We start from the raw sequence: 18,587 nt of genomic DNA on the forward strand, positions 1-18,587 counted from the left end.
TCTTTCCTGAACATTCAGTAACAAAGTGAGAGGCAGGAAAGGAATAGATTCATGGAAAGCAGGTGACAGAAATTGGAGAAAGTGATAATCATAGGCGCCGGACCTGCTGGAATTTCCGCTGCACTTTATGCAGTAAGAGGAAATCTGGATCCGTTGGTAATCAATAACGGGATCGGGGCTTTGGAGAAAGCAGAGAAAATAGAAAATTATTACGGACTGGAGCATCCGTTGTCCGGTCAGGAATTGTATGATACGGGAATCGCCCAGGCGAAAGCGCTTGGTGTACGAATATTAGATGCACAGGTTCTTGGAGTCGGCGGTTTTGATACCTTTGTGGTAAAAACTACAAAGGGTGAATTTGAAACACAGAGCCTGATCCTTGCAACAGGAAGCAGACGTGCTGCACCGAAGATTCCGGGTGTTAAAGAATTTGAGGGAAAAGGTGTCAGCTACTGTGCAATCTGTGATGCTTTCTTTTACAGAGGCAAAAATGTAGCAGTTCTGGGAAACGGTGACTTTGCTATGCATGAAGCAAAGGAACTGTCCAATACAGCTTCTACAGTAACTATTTATACAAACGGTGAAGAACCGGAATTTACCCCTGAAGGAAATATCAGTGTAAATACAATGAAAATCCAGTCTGTAGAAGGGGATGACCTGGTATCAGGAATCCGTCTTGCACCAGATATACAGGCACAGGAAATGAATGCAGATGCAGGTCAGCAGGCAAATGATTTCTGCCCTGCAGCAGGTGTATTTATCGCGATGGGAACTGCCGGAAGTACCGAGATCGCCCGTCAGATGGGAGCGGATCTGACAGAAAAAGGCAATATCAAAGTTGATGAAAATATGGAAACAACTATTCCGGGACTTTATGCGGCAGGTGACTGCACCGGTGGACTTCTTCAGGTGGCGAAGGCTGTCTATGAGGGTGCACAGGCAGGCATTAATGCCGGAAAATATGTAAGATCATTAAAATAAGAACAAGTAAAGGAGACATCAATCATGGCAAAAGAGATTACTGTAGCAAATTTTGAAACAGAAGTATTAAAATCCGAGAAACCGATCCTGATCGATTTCTGGGCAACATGGTGCGGACCATGCATGCGCCAGGGTCCAATCGTAGAAGAACTGGCAGAAGAAGGCTATGCAGTAGGTAAAGTAGACGTAGACCAGAACATGGCACTTGCACAGCAGTTCCGTGTAGTCAGCATTCCGACAATGATCCTGTTCAAGGACGGAGCAGAAGCGAAACGCTTCGTAGGTCTTACTTCCAAAGAAGAATTGAAGAGTGCTCTGGATGCATAATAAAATACAACTGATGCAGAAATCAGGATTATTGATTTGAACAGTTTGAGAAAGCAGGTTTGGCGAAAATGCAGACCTGCTTTTTTTGCTACAGACAATTTGCACAGTATGTCCCGAGATTGTAGCATAGAAATAATAATGATAAAGTTTCTTAAAACTAATTAATAATTGACGTTTTCAGACACTTATCTTATAATTTCTATAGAACTATAAAAATAAAAAAAAGTATCAATAGATACAAAGGAGCGACATGACATTACTTGAGACAAAGACTGCGCAATGGTATCAGGTGGAGGAGATCCATGAGTGGGAAAATGTACAGAGGCGTCTGGAGGCACTGGGAATCCTGGAGGGAACCAGAGTGCAGGTGCTGAATCAGAAAAGAAACGGCTCCACGATCATCCGTGTCCGCGGAACCAGATGGGCACTGGGAAAGGAAATCGCAGGGGGAATTGAGGTGAAAGAATATCATGAACAGTGAACATACCATTCAGGTAGCTTTCGTGGGAAATCCTAACTGCGGAAAAACTACATTATTCAATGCTCTTACAGGAGCCAATCTGAAAGTTGCCAACTGGCCCGGAGTTACAGTAGAGAAAAAAGAAGGAACTGCATTCTATAAGGGACAGAAGATCAATTTGATCGATACGCCGGGTATTTACAGCCTTACTTCCTATTCCATAGAAGAGAAAGTTACAAGAAACTGTGTGATGGAAGATGATATTGATGTGATCGTCAATGTAGTGGACGCTTCTTCTCTGGAGCGAAATCTGTATCTGACTCTTCAGCTTCTGGAACTTGGAAAGCCTGTGATCCTGGCTATGAATATGATGGATATTGTGAAAGAACGTGGAATGGAGATTGATAATCATCGTCTCCCGGAAATGCTGGGAAATATCCCGGTAGTGCCAGTTTCAGCCAGAAAAAGAACCGGACTGAATATACTTCTTCATGCGGTCAAGCACCATTATGAAGAAGATGTACAGGCACTGGTAGTAAAATATTCTGATGAGATTGAGAATAAGATCACAATGGTGACAGAGAAATTGTGTGAAAAATATCCTGAACTGAGTTTTAAACGCTGGACGGCTATCAAGCTTCTGGAAGCAGATGAGCAGATGATAAAGGCGTATCCGGTGGATCTGCCGACAGTTCTGGACAGAAGTTATGAAAAAGAAATCATCAATGGCAAATACAAATATATTGAAGAAATCATAGAGGAAGTACTGTTTTACAAGCACTCTTCCAAGGAAGAGATGACTGACCGTGTGGATCAGATCCTGACACACAGGATCTGGGGCGTTCCTGTATTTCTGGGAATCATGGCACTGGTATTTTTCCTGACGTTTACCATCGGCGATCTTTTGAAAGGAGTATTTGAAACAGGCCTGGATGCATTGCTGAATGGAGCGACAGCATTGCTCACATCTATGAAAGTGGCAGACTGGATGATCTCCCTTGTGGTGGATGGAGCAATTGCCGGGGTAGGTGGAATCCTTACATTTCTGCCTAATATCTTTATTCTGTTCCTGGCACTGGGAATTCTGGAAGACAGCGGGTATATGGCGAGAGTTGCCTACGTCATGGATGGGATCATGGGAAAGGTAGGACTTTCCGGAAAAGCATTCCTGCCTATGGTGCTTGGATTCGGCTGCAGTGTTCCTGCAGTCATGGCATCCAGAACGCTGGAAAAAGAAGAGGACAGAAGAAGAACGATCTTTTTGACACCATTTATGTCCTGTTCTGCCAGAATGCCGATCTATGTGCTGTTTTCTTCAATATTTTTCCCGGACTATGCAGCTGCGGTAGCATTTTCCCTGTATGCACTGGGGCTGGTCATTGCTATTCTTATTGCGTTGATCATGGGAAAAATAAAAAAGGGTGACAGTGCAGGAAGCCTTCTTATGGAACTCCCGGAATACAAGATGCCAAATGCAAGGACGATTGCCATTTACGTGTGGGAAAAGGTGAAAGACTATCTGAGTAAGGCAGGAACCACCATTTTTCTTGCATCTATTGTAATCTGGTTTGTGTTGAATTTCGGCGTACATGGAATGGTACAGGATGTGCAGGAAAGTTTCGGTGCTGTCCTGGGACACTGGCTGGAACCAGTACTTGCACCTGCAGGACTGGGATTGTGGCAGATCGCCCTTTCTCTTATTGCTGGACTTTCTGCAAAAGAAGTGGTAGTATCAAGTATGGCAGTGCTCTTTGGCATTGCAAATATTAACTCAGCAGCCGGTATGGCCGGTTTATCCACTGCTCTTGCACAGTACGGTTTCGGACCGGTCAATGCTTATGCACTGATGGTATTCTGCCTGCTTTATACACCTTGTATGGCAACAGTGGCGACCATTCATAAGGAGAGCGCATCCTGGAAGTTCACCATGAAGATGGTGCTGTTTCAGCTTGTCCTGGCCTACGTCGCTGCTGTGATCGTATTTCAGGCAGGGAGTTTATTTTTATGAAAATCATGTTAGCGGCATTTAATGCCAAATATATACATTCCAATCTTGCAGTCTATGATCTGAAAGCATATGCGCAGAAATACGCATCCAATGTGATCCTTAAAGAATACACTATCAATCAGCAGAAAGATGACATCCTTCGAGATATCTATCTGGAACAGCCGGATGTGGTGTGTGTTTCCTGTTATATCTGGAACATTACCTTTGTGAAGGAGCTGATGCGTGATCTTGCGAAAATTCTTCCGGGCGTTTCCTTCTGGGCAGGCGGCCCGGAAGTTTCTTTTGATGCGCCTCAGTTTCTGGAAGAGAATCAGGAATTTACCGGTGTGATGGCAGGGGAAGGGGAGGAAACTTTCCTGGAGCTTGCCGGACATTATATAGAGCAGAAACCGGAGGAACTGAAAGAAATCACCGGGATCTGTTACAGAGATGCAGAGGGAATCCATCACAATGGATGGAGACACATTCTGGATCTGTCCTCGATTCCCTTTATCTATGAAAATCTGGAGGATTTCAAAAACCGTATTATTTATTATGAGAGCAGCAGAGGCTGTCCTTTTTCCTGCAGCTACTGTCTTTCTTCCATTGATAAAAAGCTCAGGTTCAGGGATACGGAGCTGGTAAAAAAAGAACTGCAGTTTTTCCTGGATCATAAGGTACCGCAGGTAAAATTTGTGGACAGGACTTTTAACTGTAAACATGATCATGCAATGGAAATCTGGAAATATATCAAAGAGCATGACAATGGGATCACAAATTTCCATTTCGAGATTTCCGCAGATCTTCTCAGGGAAGAGGAGCTGCAGGTGATGGAAGGAATGCGCCCGGGACTGATCCAGCTGGAGATCGGTGTACAGTCCACCAATCCACAGACTATCAAAGCTATTCACAGAACCATGGATTTTCAGGAACTTACCAGGATCGTAAACAGGATCCACAGTTTCGGAAATATCCATCAGCATCTGGATCTGATTGCTGGATTGCCATATGAAGATTATGACAGTTTCAGAAAGTCCTTTAATGATGTATATGCCCTGAAACCGGAGCAGCTGCAGCTGGGATTTTTGAAGGTATTAAAAGGATCCCATATGCAGGAAATGTGCGGGGAATACGGGATCGTCCATAAAGAACAGGAGCCGTATGAGGTTCTTTTTACCAGATGGGTGGATTACGGAGATGTTTTAAAGCTGAAAACTGTGGAAAATATGGTGGAAGTGTATTATAATAGTGGTCAATTCAAAAAGACTCTTGAATATGCGGAGAGATTTTTTGAAGATGCTTTTTCCATCTATGAACGCCTGGGGCAGTTTTATGTGGAAAAGGGATACGGAGATGTTTCACACAGCAGGATGCGGCGTTATGAAATCCTTCTGGAGTTTCTGGAAACCATACCTGGAATTTCCAGAGAGGAGATTGCAGACCAGATGGTCATGGATCTTTATCTGCGGGAGAATCTGAAGAGCAGACCTGGATTTGCCAGCGACCAGAAAGCCTATGAGAAGCCTGTATGGGATTTCCGAAAGAAAGAAAATGTAGCGAAAAATGCACATGTAGAAGTATTTGGAGATAAAAAAGCTGTGCTGTTCGATTATAATCATCGTGATCCTCTGACAAACAATGCCTATGTGGAGGATGTAACAGAACAGGTATTTGAAAAAGCACAGAGTCTGGTATGAATTTAAAGAGGTGAATGAAATGGGAATGTTTAATCCGAAAAACCGTAAGGTCATTACAGCCATCATTGCAATCATTCTGGTACTTGCAATGGTAGTTCCTACTGTACTTTCTCTTCTTGTTTAGGAGTGAGGGATGAGACTGGGACAGGCGGCAATGGAAGCTCTGAGAGCCGAGATCACAGGATGTCTGCAGCCGGGAGATGAGCTGGCAGTTGTATGTCCGGTAGGGCTGAAAGGAACCTCCATTATTGCGGAACAGAAGAAAGAGAGACTGGCAGAGCAGTTTTCTGCCGGGTTTATTTATAACTGCAGGACACTTTTCAGAGATTATGGAGCTGGAGAAACGGTATCTGTAAAGGACAGTACGGTATGGAAGATGGCGCAGGAGGCAGGTGTCAGTGCACTTTATGCCATGAAGGAAGGCGGCTTTTTAAGTGCACTGTGGAAAATGGCAGAGGCGTCACAGGTGGGGCTGACTGTGGATTTTCGTAAGGTGCCTATACGACAGGAGACCATAGAGGTATGTGAGATCTTTGATATCAATCCGTACAGACTGGAATCCGAAGGCTCTGTTCTGTTGGGAATCCGAGGCGGTCAGGAACTGGTACAGAAACTTCGTCAGGAAGGATATATGGCAGAGATCATCGGACAGACAAACGATGGAAACGACAGGCTTCTGTACAGCGGTTCCGGTGTCCGTTATCTGGAACGTCCGGGAGAGGACGAACTTTATAAGATAAAAATGTTATAAAAAAGGAATCATAAAAATGGCAAAACTTAATATTGTACTTCATGAGCCGGAGATTCCGGCGAATACAGGAAATATCGGCCGTACCTGTGTAGCAACAGGTACCAGACTTCATCTCATTGAGCCTCTGGGTTTTTCTCTGAGTGAAAAAGCCTTAAAGAGAGCCGGAATGGACTACTGGAAAGATCTGGATGTGACCACATATCTGGATTTCGAAGACTTTTTGGAGAAGAATCCGGGAGCAAAAATTTACTATGCAACGACAAAAGCACCGCAGACTTACACAGACGTTCATTACGAAGAAGACTGCTACATCATGTTCGGAAAAGAGAGCGCCGGAATTCCGGAAGATATTCTGGTAAAGAACCAGGAAACCTGCGTAAGGATCCCGATGATCGGAGACATCCGTTCCCTGAATCTGAGCAACTCTGTAGCCATCGTTTTGTACGAAGCACTGCGCCAGAATAATTTTGACCACATGAATCTGGAAGGACATCTGAGAAATTACGACTGGAAATAAGTATACTTAATTCAAATCCACAGATAACGGGGGAGATGGTTATTGGTGGAACAATGTAATGGAAACAAACAGGAGAATTGATATGCCAAATGCGACCAAAGCAGCACTGGAAGAATCTCTGAAAAGGCTTCTTCTGAAAAAACCTCTGGACAAGATTACGATCACAGACCTCACCACAGACTGCGGAATCAGCCGTATGGCTTTTTACTACCATTTCAAAGATATCTATGATCTGGTAGAATGGTCCTGCGTAGAAGACGGGGCAAAGGCGCTTCAGGGAAAGAAGACTTCCGAGTCCTGGACAGAGGGACTGACTCAGATTTTTGAGGCAGTTCTGGAAAACAAACCATTTATCATGAATGTTTACAGAAATGCAGACAGGGAACGAATGGAAAATTATCTTTACAAACTCACTTATGATCTGATCGCCGGTGTGGTGGAAGAGAAGAGTAAAGGATTGGATCTCACGGAAGAGGATAAGAAATTCATTGCGAATTTTTATAAATATGGGTTCGTAGGAATCATGATCGAGTGGATCCAGGCAGGAATGAAAGAGGATATCGAGGAACTGGTAAATAAGATGAGTCTGACTCTTCATGATACTGTAACGACTTCTGTTCAGAATTTCCAACAGGATAAATAAAGTTCTTTACAAAAACCGTGGGATGATAAAAAACTTATCATTTTGCGGTTTTTGTAAATTGAAGAACAATATTTTTACTGTTAATATACAGCCATAGCAACAAAGAGATACAGACAAAACAAAGTTCAGATGGATGAAATGCCTGCTATATGGGAAATATGTAGATTAAGAAAGCAGCATTTGTAATCGCAGATCTGAAAGAATTTTCGAAAAACAAAGTTCGAGAAAGGTGGATGTGTATTATGAGTAAAAATAAAGGTTTAGGACTTGTATCCGCATTAGCAGTTGGAGCTGGCGTAGCAGCAGTGGCAGCAGGAAAGAAATACAAAACAGCAGAAACAAAGAAGAAAGAAGAATATGATGCACTTCACAACACAAGTGAATACCGCAATACAGAGCGTGGAAAATATGAGAAAAACAGTAAAGGAATCTATTATTCCAACGGTAACTACGAAGCATTTGCCCACCCGAGAAAACCAGAGGGTGTAGATGACAAACATGCTTACATCGTAGGAAGCGGACTTGCATCTCTTGCAGCAGCTTGTTTCCTTGTACGTGACGGACAGATGCCTGGAAAGAATATCCACATTCTGGAAGCAATGGACATTGCAGGCGGTGCATGTGATGGTATCTTCGATCCGAGCAGAGGATATGTAATGCGTGGCGGACGTGAGATGGAAAACCATTTCGAATGCTTATGGGATCTTTTCAGAAGTATTCCATCCATTGAAACACCAGGGGTATCCGTACTTGACGAATACTACTGGCTGAACAAAGAAGACCCGAACTATTCTCTCTGCCGTGCAACAAAAGAGAGAGGCAAGGATGCACATACAGACGGTAAATTCAATCTGAGCCAGAAAGGCTGTATGGAGATTATGAAGTTGTTCATGACAAAGGATGAAGATCTCTATGACAAGACCATTGAAGATGTATTTGATGACGAAGTATTTGATTCTACATTCTGGTTATACTGGAGAACTATGTTTGCATTCGAGAACTGGCACAGTGCATTGGAGATGAAACTGTACTTCCAGAGATTTATTCATCATATTTCCGGACTTCCGGATTTCAGCGCTCTGAAATTTACAAAATACAATCAGTATGAATCACTGATCCTGCCGATGCAGAAATATCTGGAGACAGCAGGTGTGGAATTTCAGTTCAATACAGAAGTTACAAACGTGCTCTTTGAGTTTGAAGGAAACAAGAAGATCGCCAAAGCAATCGAGTGTAAGGTAAACGGCGTAGAAAAGGGAATCGTTCTGACAGAGAATGACCTTGTATTTGTAACAAATGGAAGCTGTACAGAGGGAACAATTTACGGTGATCAGAACCATGCACCGAACGGAGATGCAGAAGTTCGTACAAGCGGATGCTGGAGCCTCTGGAAAAATATCGCAAAACAGGATCCGTCTTTCGGACATCCTGAGAAATTTTGTTCCGATATTGCAAAGACAAACTGGGAGTCAGCAACAGTTACAACTCTGGATGATAAGATCATTCCTTATATTACAGATATCTGCAAACGTGATCCGAGAACAGGTAAGGTTGTTACCGGCGGTATCGTAAGCTGTCAGGATTCCAGCTGGCTGATGAGCTGGACTATCAACAGACAGGGACAGTTCAAGGATCAGGATAAAGATAAGGTTTGTGTATGGGTATATGGTCTGTTTACAGATGTACCTGGTGATTATATCAAGAAACCTATGAAAGATTGTACAGGTAAGGAGATCACAGAGGAGTGGCTGTATCATCTGGGTGTTCCGGTTGAGGAGATTGAAGATCTGGCTGAGAACAGTGCAGTTTGTGTTCCGACTATGATGCCTTATATCACAGCATTCTTCATGCCGAGAACAAAAGGAGACAGACCTGATGTTATTCCGGATGGATGTGTAAACTTCGCATTCTTAGGACAGTTCGCTGAGACTCCAAGAGATACTGTATTTACTACTGAGTATTCTGTAAGAACTGCTATGGAGGCTGTTTATGGACTTCTTGGTGTGGACAGAGGTGTGCCGGAAGTATGGGGTAGTGTTTATGATATCAGAGAGTTGCTGGACAGCAGCGTGAAGCTGATGGATGGGAAATCTCCACTGGAAATTGAACTTCCTGGACCACTGGATATGCTGAAGAAACCATTGTTGAAAGTTGTTAAGGGCACGGTGATTGAGAAAGTACTCAGGGATCATGATGTGATTAAAGAGTATATGATGTAAATAAGATGATATATATGGAAAGGCTGCAGGGCGTATGTTCTGTGGCTTTTCTTTTGTATAAGGGACGCGGGGAGTCTGGACACCGCCTGGCGGTGTCGGCGTGAGTTTTTTAGGAAAAAATGAAAGGGATAAGAAAAATTGGTTGCGTATTGAGCGGACAGATGATAATATATAATGAAATATATAGAAAAAATAAATTTGATATTAAAAAAGTCTGAAAAATAAAGAGGCTTTTCAAGATTAGAAGGGAGGGTGTTTTTATGGAACTTGAGGTGTATCGCAGATATTCGCAGATGGCGAGAGGTCTTGAGAAAGCGGAGCTGGTGTTTAAGAATGGGCGGGTGTTCAGTTCTGGTACGGGGGAGTTTATTGAGGGAGATGTGGCTGTTGCGGATGGAATTGTGATCGGTGTTGGTACATATGAGGGGGAGACGGAGATTGATTTGGATGGAAAGGTGATTTGTCCGGGATTTATTGATAGTCATTTGCATCTGGAGTCTACATTGGTAACGCCTGGGGAGTTGGTGCGGCAGGCGGCGCAGTGTGGAACTACGACGTTTATTGTGGATCCCCATGAGTCAGCCAACGTGTCTGGTACGGATGGGATTGATTATATTCTGGATCAGACGGAGGATGCTCCGGCGAATGTGTATGTGATGATGCCGTCGTGTGTTCCGGCGACTCATGTGGATGATAATGGATGCCTTCTTACGGCAGGCAAGATGAAAGGATATCTGGATCATCCCAGGATTTTGGGGCTGGGCGAGGTGATGGATGCACCGTCAGTGATCAATGGAAGTATTGCCATGCATGAGAAGCTTCATCTGTTTCATGACAGAGTGAAGGATGGACATGCGCCGTTTTTGTCACCTGGGGATCTGGCTGCGTATGTACTTGGTGGTATTGACACAGACCATGAATGTGTGGATTATGAATATGCAATGTCCGAGGCCAGAAATGGAATGTATGTGCTGATCCGTGAGGGCAGTGCTGCCAGAAATCTGGATGCTATTGTGAAGGGAATCGTGGAGCATCACACAGATACTTCAGTTTTTTGTTTCTGTACAGATGATAAACATATTGAGGAGATTCGGAAAGAGGGACATATCAATTATAATGTGAAGCGGACCGTACAGCTTGGCCTTCCTGTTGAAAAGGCGCTGCAGATGGCTACAATTCAACCGGCGAGATGTTATGGTTTGCATCAGCTTGGCATGATCGCACCTGGGCGGCAGGCAGATTTTGTAATTCTGGATAATGTGACAGATCTGAATGTGACAGATGTATATCACTGCGGAAAGAAGATCATCAGGGATGAGAAAGCGGAAATAAAACCATGTCCGCCATATCTGAAAAATACCGTTCATATATCCGGTTTCAGTGAAGAACGTCTGAAGCTGAAACATCCGGGAACAAAGGCTCATGTGATCGGTATGCTGGAACGACAGATAGTGACGAAAGACATGATCGAAAAAGTTCCATGGATTGAGAAGAATGGACAGAAGTTTTTCGTATCTGATGGAGAATATCAGAAGATCGCGGTGATCGAGCGGCACAAAAATACCGGAAAAATGGGCGTTGGAATTGTGAAAGGATACGGGATCAGAGGCGGTGCCATTGCATCCAGTGTGTCCCATGATTCCCACAATATCATTGTAGTTGGTGATAATGACCATGATATGATGCTGGCAGTGAAGGAACTGATCCGCGATCAGGGAGGTTATGTACTGGTATGTGACGGGGAGATTTATGGGACTCTGCCACTGCCGGTGATGGGGCTGATGAGCGATGCAGGATATGAGAAGGTAAATGCAGCGATGGGCAGGATGATTCCCAAGGCACATGAAATGGGAGTAAAAGAAGGATTTGATCCGTTTATTACGTTATCGTTTATGGCTCTTCCGGTAATACCGGAAATTCGCGTTACACCGAGAGGAATTTATCTGGTGAATGAAGACAGGATGCTGGTAAATCCTTTCTTATATTGAAAATAAGATAAAATACAGATCAAGCCGGAGGATTTCTCCGGCTTGATCTGAGCTTATTTACATTTTTCCAGTGTGAAAATAAATTCTGTTCCCACTCCTTCTGTGCTGACTACATCAATATGCTGGTTATGTGCGTTGATGATCTCTTTTACAATTGCCAGTCCCAGACCGGTTCCCTTGCGGTCTTTTCCACGGGAGGCGTCAATCTTATAGAAACGGTCCCAGATCTTTGGAAGGCTGTCTTTGGGGATTCCGGTTCCGTGATCTTTTACAGATACGAAGGCCTTGTCATTTTTCACAGAGGTCTCAATCTGGATAGAAGAATTATCTTCGCTGAATTTGATAGCATTGTCCAGTAAATTGTACAGTACCTGCTGGATCTGTTCCATGTCTGCCCGTACATAAAGTTCATGGCCGGAGAGAAGAAGCTCCAGACGGATCTGCCTGCTGGAACAGATTCCCTCGAAAGTAGCAGCAGTCTGGGTAATGGTATCATTAATGTTGAAACGATGGAGATGCATCATCCGTTTCTTAATATCCAGTTCATTTAAGGTCAGGAGACTGCGGGTGAGTTTTTCCAGACGCTCGGATTCAAAGGCAATGATCTTTAAATATCGTTCCTGCATTTCCACAGGGATCGTGCCGTCCAGCATGGCGGTGACATATCCCTTGATGGAGGTAAGAGGGGAGCGGAAATCATGGGAAACATTGGCAATGAACTTCCGCTGGTATTCGCCGTTCTGGTTCAATTTGTCAGCCATGTAGTTCAAGGTTTTGGCCAGATAACCCAGTTCATCGTCTGAGTTTACCTCGATCATGTACTCGAGGTTTCCGCTGGCGTATTCGGATGCCCCCTTGATGATCTTTGTCAGAGGTCTTCGTATGTAATGGCTGTAGACCCACAGCAGAAAACTGGTTGCTGCGTAACAGATCAGAAAGATGACCTGCATGATGAACAGGATACTGCTTCTGTGGTTGTACAGATCGTGCATATCATAATGCATGGTTACATATCCCAGGACGCCCTGATCGGAAGTGACGGGAGTCAGTACGCTTAGATGATCACAGGAAAAATGGTCATAAAAGCGTCCGATCTGGTAGTGAGAGGGACTCCAGGCAGAAGCAGTGAAATTCTCCGGAAGTATGGAATCTCCCGGTTCAACTCCCAAACTGGAACTGAACACAAGCTGTCCTTGAGTATCGGTGATCCAGAGTACGGAATCATGAAGTTCCGTAAAGCCGGAAATTTCTTCCAAAATATGGCTGCCTTCTGGATCAGAAAGCTGTTCTTTGAGCAGATCACTGGAAGCAATACTGCAGACGTCCTCATACAGGGTGGTACTTTGTGCACTTTCGAAGTATTTTTCCACCATATAGGAGCCGCCAAGTGTGATGAGGAAAAAACCGAAAATTCCGATGCAGATATAGAACGTCAGAAACCTGCTGGAAAGATGATGCTGTTTCATGGATTTTTAACCTCAAATTTATAGCCGATCCCCCATACAGTGGCGATGGACCAGGATGGATTATCCTTGATCTTTTCACGGAGACGTTTGATATGAACGTCTACAGTACGGGTGTCGCCGATGTATTCATAGCCCCAGATGTGATCCAGAAGCTGTTCACGGGTAAACACCTGATTGGGAGAAGATGCCAGGAAGTAGAGAAGTTCCAGTTCCTTGGGTGGCATGTCTACCTGTCTGTCCATATAGGTGACTGCGTAGTTGGTCAGATTAATGGTCAGATCAGGATAGCTGACACATTTTTCATTGGAAGAAACAGTCGGCTGTTTTACCTGGAAACGGCGGAGGACAGCACGGACACGTGCCACCAGTTCTTTGGAATCAAATGGCTTGATCATATAATCGTCTGCGCCCAGTTCCAGTCCCAGAACTTTGTCGAAGGTTTCTCCTTTGGCAGAGAGCATGATGATGGGAACATCGGAAGTATGGCGGATCTCACGGCAGACCTGATAGCCGTCGATACCTGGAAGCATCAGATCCAGGATGATCAGATCCGGATGGAAGCGGACAAATTCTTTCAGCGCTTCCTCTCCATCATTTACGATCTTTGTCTCGAAACATTCTTTCGTCAGATACAGGGCGATCAGCTCTGCGATATTATTATCATCATCTACGATCAGGATTTTCTGTTTGGAAACCATAAAAACCCCTCCTTTTTATTTTTTGAATTCTACGATAGTTACGCCGGCGTCGCCTTCACCGAATTCTCCAAGGCGGAAGGAGGCGACATGCTTCTGGCGTTTCAGATAGTTATGAACACCCTTTCGAAGTGCACCGGTACCTTTTCCGTGTACAATACGTACGGATTTCAGATGGGCGATGTAGGCGTCATCCAGGTATTTATCAAGCTCTGCAACTGCTTCGTCTACAGTTTTACCCAGAAGGTTGATCTCTGTGGATACATGGGCGGATTTGGACATACGGATCTTACCGGCACCTGTACGCTGCATGGTAGGTGTGGTGATTTCTGCTTCATCGATCAGTTCCAGATCGGAAATGTGGACTTTGGAACGGATGATTCCCATCTGTACAAACAGGTAGCCCTTATTGTCCGGACGACTGCTTACAGTACCTTTCAGGTTCATGCTGAGAACCTTGACTGCATCACCAAGGGAAAGGTCTTTGGCAGTAAGTTCTTTCTTTGGCTTCTGAGCGGCAGTTTTCTGAGTCATGCCTTTTTCTGCCTTATTCATGCGTTTGCGCAGATCCTGGCGTTCTTTTTCCACAGCAGCCAGATCCACGTGATCTTTCTGGAACTTATGGAACATTTTCATGGTCTTGTCCGCATATTCCTTGGCTTCCCGGAGAACTGCATGAGCCTCTTCGTTGGCCTGACGGATGATGCGGTCACGCTGCTCGTTCAGTTTCTCCTGCTTGGATTCCATTTCAGATTTCAGGGAAGCGACTTCTTTTTTATACTGTTCGATCTCGCGGCGTTCATTCTCGATGGTCACACGGCTGCTTTCCAGAGAACTGAGGACATCTTCGAAGGATTCATCCTGCTCGCTGATCTGTTCTTTTGCCTTATTGATGATATAGTCCGGAAGACCAAGCTTGGAAGAAATAGCGAATGCATTACTTTTTCCAGGGACACCGATCAGCAGGCGATAGGTCGGACGGAGCGTTTCCACATCAAACTCACAGCAGGCATTTTCCACGCCGGGAGTGGAGAGTGCGTATACTTTCAGTTCACTGTAATGGGTGGTTGCCATGGTGCGGATTCCCTGCTCATGAAGATGGGAAAGGATCGCAATGGCAAGAGCAGCACCCTCTGTCGGGTCTGTACCTGCGCCAAGCTCATCGAACAGGACGAGAGAGTGGCGGTTGGCTTTTCTGAGAAAAGAAACCACGTTTGTCATATGTGAGGAGAAAGTACTTAAGGACTGCTCGATACTCTGCTCATCACCGATATCTGCATAAACTTCCTCAAACAGTGCAAGTTCTGAGCGGTCCAGTGTGGGAATATGAAGTCCAGACTGACCCATAAGAGTGAGAAGTCCGACAGTCTTTAAGGATACGGTCTTACCACCGGTATTCGGTCCGGTAACAACAAGCAGGTCGAAATCATCACCGAGACGGATATCGATGGGAACTGCTTTCTTCTTATCAATGAGCGGGTGGCGTGCCTGTTTCAGACGGATACGTCCTTCGTCATTGAAAATTGGTTCTGTTGCATTCATGTCCATAGCGAGGGAGGCTCTGGCGAAAATGACGTCAAGCTGTACCATGATATCAAGGTCTGCGCGGATGGAGTCGGTCTGTTCTGCGGTCATCTGGCTCAGGTTGGAGAGGATCACTTCGATCTCTTTCTGTTCTTCCAGTTCCAGTTCACGGATGTCGTTGTTTAATTTTACGATGGCCATTGGTTCGATGAATAAAGTAGAACCTGTGGAGGACTGGTCATGTACCATACCTGGAACCTGACCTTTGTATTCTGCCTTGACCGGGATACAGTAACGTCCGTTTCTCATGGTGATAACGGAATCCTGCAGATAATTGCGGGCGCTTCCGTTTACGAGAGAAGAGAGCTGGGTGTGGATCCTGTCTCCGGCGATCTTCATGTTTCTTCGGATCTGTCGGAGATTGCTGCTAGCATCATCGCTGATCTCATCTTCTGAGAGGATACATCTGCGGATTTCTGTTGTAAGAGGAGTCAGTGGCTCCAGTGCTTCAAACATTCCATCCAGAGAGTCCACAAGAGAATCACCGCGCTCGCTTCTGGAATACGCTTTCACACGGTTGGTATTCTCTAGCAGGCTGCAGATGGCAAGCAGTTCACCGATCCCGAGAGAACTTCCGATTTCCAGACGCTTCAGAGAACCACGCACATCCTTCACACTTCCGAAAGAAATGTTCCCTTTCTGGAAGAGACGGGTGAGTGCATCTTTCGTCTGAGTCTGCATATGACGGATCTCATCAATATCTGTAGACGGTTCAGTCTTTTTGCAGATTTCCTTTCCCATGGAAGAAGAAGCCTTGTCTGTCAGCATATTGATGATCTTATAGTATTCAAGTGCTTTATATGCTTTCTGATTCATTGTTGATTTAAGTCTCCTGATATTACTTTTAATATTTATGATACCGGAAAAAAGAGCTGACCTGTTTCCCGGTGTAACTGTAATAGTGGGAGTATTTCAGCAGAAAAAAATCGGGTATGGCTGAAATACCTTTCTTATTATATATGATTTTGGGTGTTATGAAAAGCGAAAATTTAATACTTGTGTATCATACAGCGGTATGCTAGAATGCGAAATATATAGACAAAACAAAAGATTGAAAGAGCGGACAAAAGTGTATTTAAGAAAGAAGAGTGAGGATCATGGACTTAAAGGAAAAAATCAGCAGGGTAATGAAGCAGTCGATCAGTGATTCGGAGGTCATGGGAGTGAATCTTCTGGTTGAGAAAGACGGAAGAGAACTTATTTATTGTGAAGAGGGACTGGCTGACAGAGAGGCTCATAAACCAATCCGCAGAGATACGATCTTTCGGCTTTATTCCCAGACAAAACCGATAACAGCGGCCTGCGCAATGATATTAATGGAGAGAGGGCTTCTGGACCCGGGAACCCCTGTTTCAGAATATCTGCCTGCGTATTCTGATATGAAGGTAGAGAAAAACGGGGAAATCTGTGCAGCGGAGATTCCTGTCAGGATTCATGATCTTCTGCGAATGACATCAGGACTGGTCTATCCGGATGAATGTACAGAACCCGGAAAAGCTACAGACAGAGTGTATAAGGAAGCATGTGACAGATTACATACAGATCATCCGATGACAACCAGAGAGCTGGCAGATCGTCTTGCGAAATGTCCTCTGGCTTTTGAACCGGGATCAGGATGGAGATATGGAACATCGGCAGATGTTCTGGGAGCAGTGATCGAAGTTATTTCCGGGAAAAAGCTGTCTGAATTTATGCAGGAAGAAATTTTTGAACCATTGGGAATGAGCGATACTGCATTCTGGTTACCGAAAGAAAAACAGTCTCGCCTTGCGAAAGCTTATGAAACAGTATGTGATGAAAATGGAAACAGAAGTATGAAACTTTATACAGGAGACAATCTGGCAGTAAGAAATGATATGGCAGAGCCGCCTGCGTATGAAGCCGGCGGAGCAGGGCTTACCTCTACTTTGGACGACTATATGAAATTTGCCAGAATGCTCAGACAGAATGGTACTTGGGGGGACAGGCAGATCCTGAAGCCGGAAACTGTGCATTATATGCGTAACGGACAGCTGTTACCGAAACAGCAGCAGGATATGGATAAATGGCTTGGCCTGGAAGGCTATAGCTATGGAAATTTGATGCGTGTTTGCAGGAATCCGTCGCAGGCAGTGATGCTGACCAGAGAGGGAGAGTATGGCTGGGACGGCTGGCTTGGCATGTATTTTGCCAATTTCCCCAAGGAAGACATGACCATTCTCATGGGTATGCAAAAAAAAGATGCAGGAACCTTTCCTCTGACCAGAAAACTGCGAAATGTAGTTATCAGTGAATATCTGAGGTGAATTTGCTGCAAAGCAGAAAATACAGACACCTGCTTCCGGGATTACTTTTTCCCGGAAGCAGGTTTTTTTTGTAATTGTGAATCATACATACTTCGGAATTCTGTGGGAGTGCACAGGTTTAATTGTTTGAACATCCGTAAAAAGGCGGACAGGCTGGAAAAGCCTGATTGTGCTGCCACTTCGGTAACAGCAAGCTCCGGATCCAGCAAAAGAGATTTTGCGTATTCAATTCTTTTCTGGTTCAGAAATTTGTAGAAGGAGGAATTAGTATATTGTTTAAAAAGGCGGGCAAAGTGATATTTGCTGAACCCTGCCAGACTGGCAACCTCCTCCAGAGTAAGGTTTTCAGAAAAGTGGTTGCTGATATAGTCGGTGATAAACAGAAATTTCTCCATATATTCTTTCTGATGGTGAATATCACGGTCTCCGTCCTGCTGATGAAAAGCTTTGTGATTTCTGCCAATATCCACAAGGATTTCCAGGAATTTTGCAATGATGGAAATCTCAGAATAGGTGGTAAAATTCATATATTCATCCTTGATTTCCAACATAAGACTGTGGATGTGTTCATAGATCTGTGGATATTCTTCCTTGGTGATCAGAATGGCGGGACTGAGGAGTGGTGTGATCAGATCTAGTTCTTTTAGCTTGATGTGGCTCAGGCCGGGCTGAAAAATAATCCTTTCTCCTGTAGCCGGAGCAAAGAGCTCGTGAAGCATACAGGGACATATAACAAGAATTTCTCCTTCTTTGATATGATAATCGTTATGACCGCAGACAACCCGGTAGTCATTAATAACAGGCATGATTACTTCGAATGAGGGATGCCAGTGAGGCGGATAGTTTTCGGCTTCCTCATTGTAATAAAGACAGATCTGGGTATCTGCTTTGTAATCAACGGTTTCATGAATTCCCTGTAAATTATGGATCATATGGACTCCTTTCACACCTAATTATTGCTTTTGATAGCAAATGTTGCTTTTTAAT

Annotated in this window: 15 protein-coding genes; 11 read left to right on the forward strand and 4 right to left on the reverse strand. The window is 44.4% G+C overall.

The window, feature by feature from the left end; all coding sequences use genetic code 11:
- Positions 1-72: 72 nt before the first annotated feature.
- The 10 genes from R8695_RS04005 to ade all read left to right on the forward strand — a co-directional run bounded on the left by R8695_RS04005 (position 73) and on the right by ade (position 11,570).
- Positions 73-981 (forward strand): NAD(P)/FAD-dependent oxidoreductase, encoded by a 909-nt coding sequence (locus tag R8695_RS04005; protein ID WP_154780702.1) that lies wholly within the window; start codon positions 73-75, stop codon positions 979-981.
- 24 nt (positions 982-1,005) lie between these two features.
- On the forward strand, positions 1,006-1,308 hold the full coding sequence (gene trxA, locus R8695_RS04010) for a thioredoxin (protein WP_154780701.1): 303 nt from the start codon (positions 1,006-1,008) through the stop codon (positions 1,306-1,308).
- 250 nt (positions 1,309-1,558) lie between these two features.
- Positions 1,559-1,789 (forward strand): FeoA family protein, encoded by a 231-nt coding sequence (locus R8695_RS04015; RefSeq protein ID WP_118510119.1) that lies wholly within the window; start codon positions 1,559-1,561, stop codon positions 1,787-1,789.
- Positions 1,779-3,776, forward strand: a complete 1,998-nt coding sequence (gene feoB, locus R8695_RS04020; RefSeq protein ID WP_154780700.1) for a ferrous iron transport protein B — start codon at positions 1,779-1,781, stop codon at positions 3,774-3,776. Before R8695_RS04015 ends, feoB begins: the two co-directional genes overlap by 11 nt.
- Complete coding sequence (locus tag R8695_RS04025; RefSeq protein ID WP_154780699.1) at positions 3,773-5,452, forward strand: B12-binding domain-containing radical SAM protein; 1,680 nt, start codon at positions 3,773-3,775, stop codon at positions 5,450-5,452. Before feoB ends, R8695_RS04025 begins: the two co-directional genes overlap by 4 nt.
- A 133-nt stretch (positions 5,453-5,585) precedes the next feature.
- Positions 5,586-6,203 carry an AIR synthase-related protein gene (locus R8695_RS04030; RefSeq protein WP_154780698.1) on the forward strand — a complete coding sequence of 206 codons (618 nt, stop codon included), beginning with the start codon at positions 5,586-5,588 and terminating at the stop codon, positions 6,201-6,203.
- A gap of 16 nt (positions 6,204-6,219) precedes the next feature.
- Positions 6,220-6,720: a tRNA (cytidine(34)-2'-O)-methyltransferase gene (locus R8695_RS04035; RefSeq protein WP_118510111.1), complete on the forward strand. Its 501-nt coding sequence runs from the start codon at positions 6,220-6,222 to the stop codon at positions 6,718-6,720.
- A gap of 82 nt (positions 6,721-6,802) precedes the next feature.
- Entirely contained in the window at positions 6,803-7,363 is a 561-nt protein-coding gene (locus tag R8695_RS04040) for a TetR-like C-terminal domain-containing protein (RefSeq protein ID WP_118510108.1), read from the forward strand.
- Between the two features lie 242 nt (positions 7,364-7,605).
- Positions 7,606-9,582, forward strand: coding sequence for an oleate hydratase (locus tag R8695_RS04045; RefSeq protein WP_182437389.1), 1,977 nt, complete (start codon positions 7,606-7,608; stop codon positions 9,580-9,582).
- Positions 9,583-9,842: 260 nt separating this feature from the next.
- A complete protein-coding gene (gene ade / locus R8695_RS04050) occupies positions 9,843-11,570 on the forward strand; it encodes an adenine deaminase (RefSeq protein WP_118510106.1) in 1,728 nt (575 codons plus the stop codon).
- A 53-nt stretch (positions 11,571-11,623) separates the two neighbouring features.
- On the opposite strand, the gene R8695_RS04055 is transcribed toward ade, so the two are convergent.
- The 3 genes from R8695_RS04055 to R8695_RS04065 are packed head-to-tail and all read right to left on the reverse strand — an operon-like array spanning position 11,624 to position 16,131.
- Positions 11,624-13,036, reverse strand: a complete 1,413-nt coding sequence (locus R8695_RS04055; protein WP_154780696.1) for a sensor histidine kinase — start codon at positions 13,034-13,036, stop codon at positions 11,624-11,626.
- Entirely contained in the window at positions 13,033-13,734 is a 702-nt protein-coding gene (locus R8695_RS04060) for a response regulator transcription factor (RefSeq protein ID WP_118510102.1), read from the reverse strand. The genes R8695_RS04055 and R8695_RS04060 overlap by 4 nt, the downstream gene beginning before the upstream one ends.
- 15 nt (positions 13,735-13,749) lie before the next feature.
- The gene (locus R8695_RS04065) at positions 13,750-16,131 is read right to left on the reverse strand and encodes an endonuclease MutS2 (RefSeq protein WP_118510100.1); all 2,382 of its coding nucleotides are present in this window, start codon (positions 16,129-16,131) and stop codon (positions 13,750-13,752) included.
- Positions 16,132-16,412: 281 nt separating this feature from the next.
- On the opposite strand from R8695_RS04065, the gene R8695_RS04070 reads away from it, so the two are divergent.
- A complete protein-coding gene (locus R8695_RS04070) occupies positions 16,413-17,600 on the forward strand; it encodes a serine hydrolase domain-containing protein (RefSeq protein ID WP_154780695.1) in 1,188 nt (395 codons plus the stop codon).
- A gap of 41 nt (positions 17,601-17,641) precedes the next feature.
- Here the strand turns inward: R8695_RS04070 and R8695_RS04075 are convergent, their stop codons facing one another.
- Positions 17,642-18,532 carry a helix-turn-helix transcriptional regulator gene (locus R8695_RS04075; protein WP_154780694.1) on the reverse strand — a complete coding sequence of 297 codons (891 nt, stop codon included), beginning with the start codon at positions 18,530-18,532 and terminating at the stop codon, positions 17,642-17,644.
- Between the last annotated feature and the right edge of the window lie 55 nt (positions 18,533-18,587).

Source organism: Blautia luti, assembly GCF_033096465.1.
Taxonomy (GTDB): Bacteria; Bacillota; Clostridia; order Lachnospirales; family Lachnospiraceae; genus Blautia_A; species Blautia_A luti.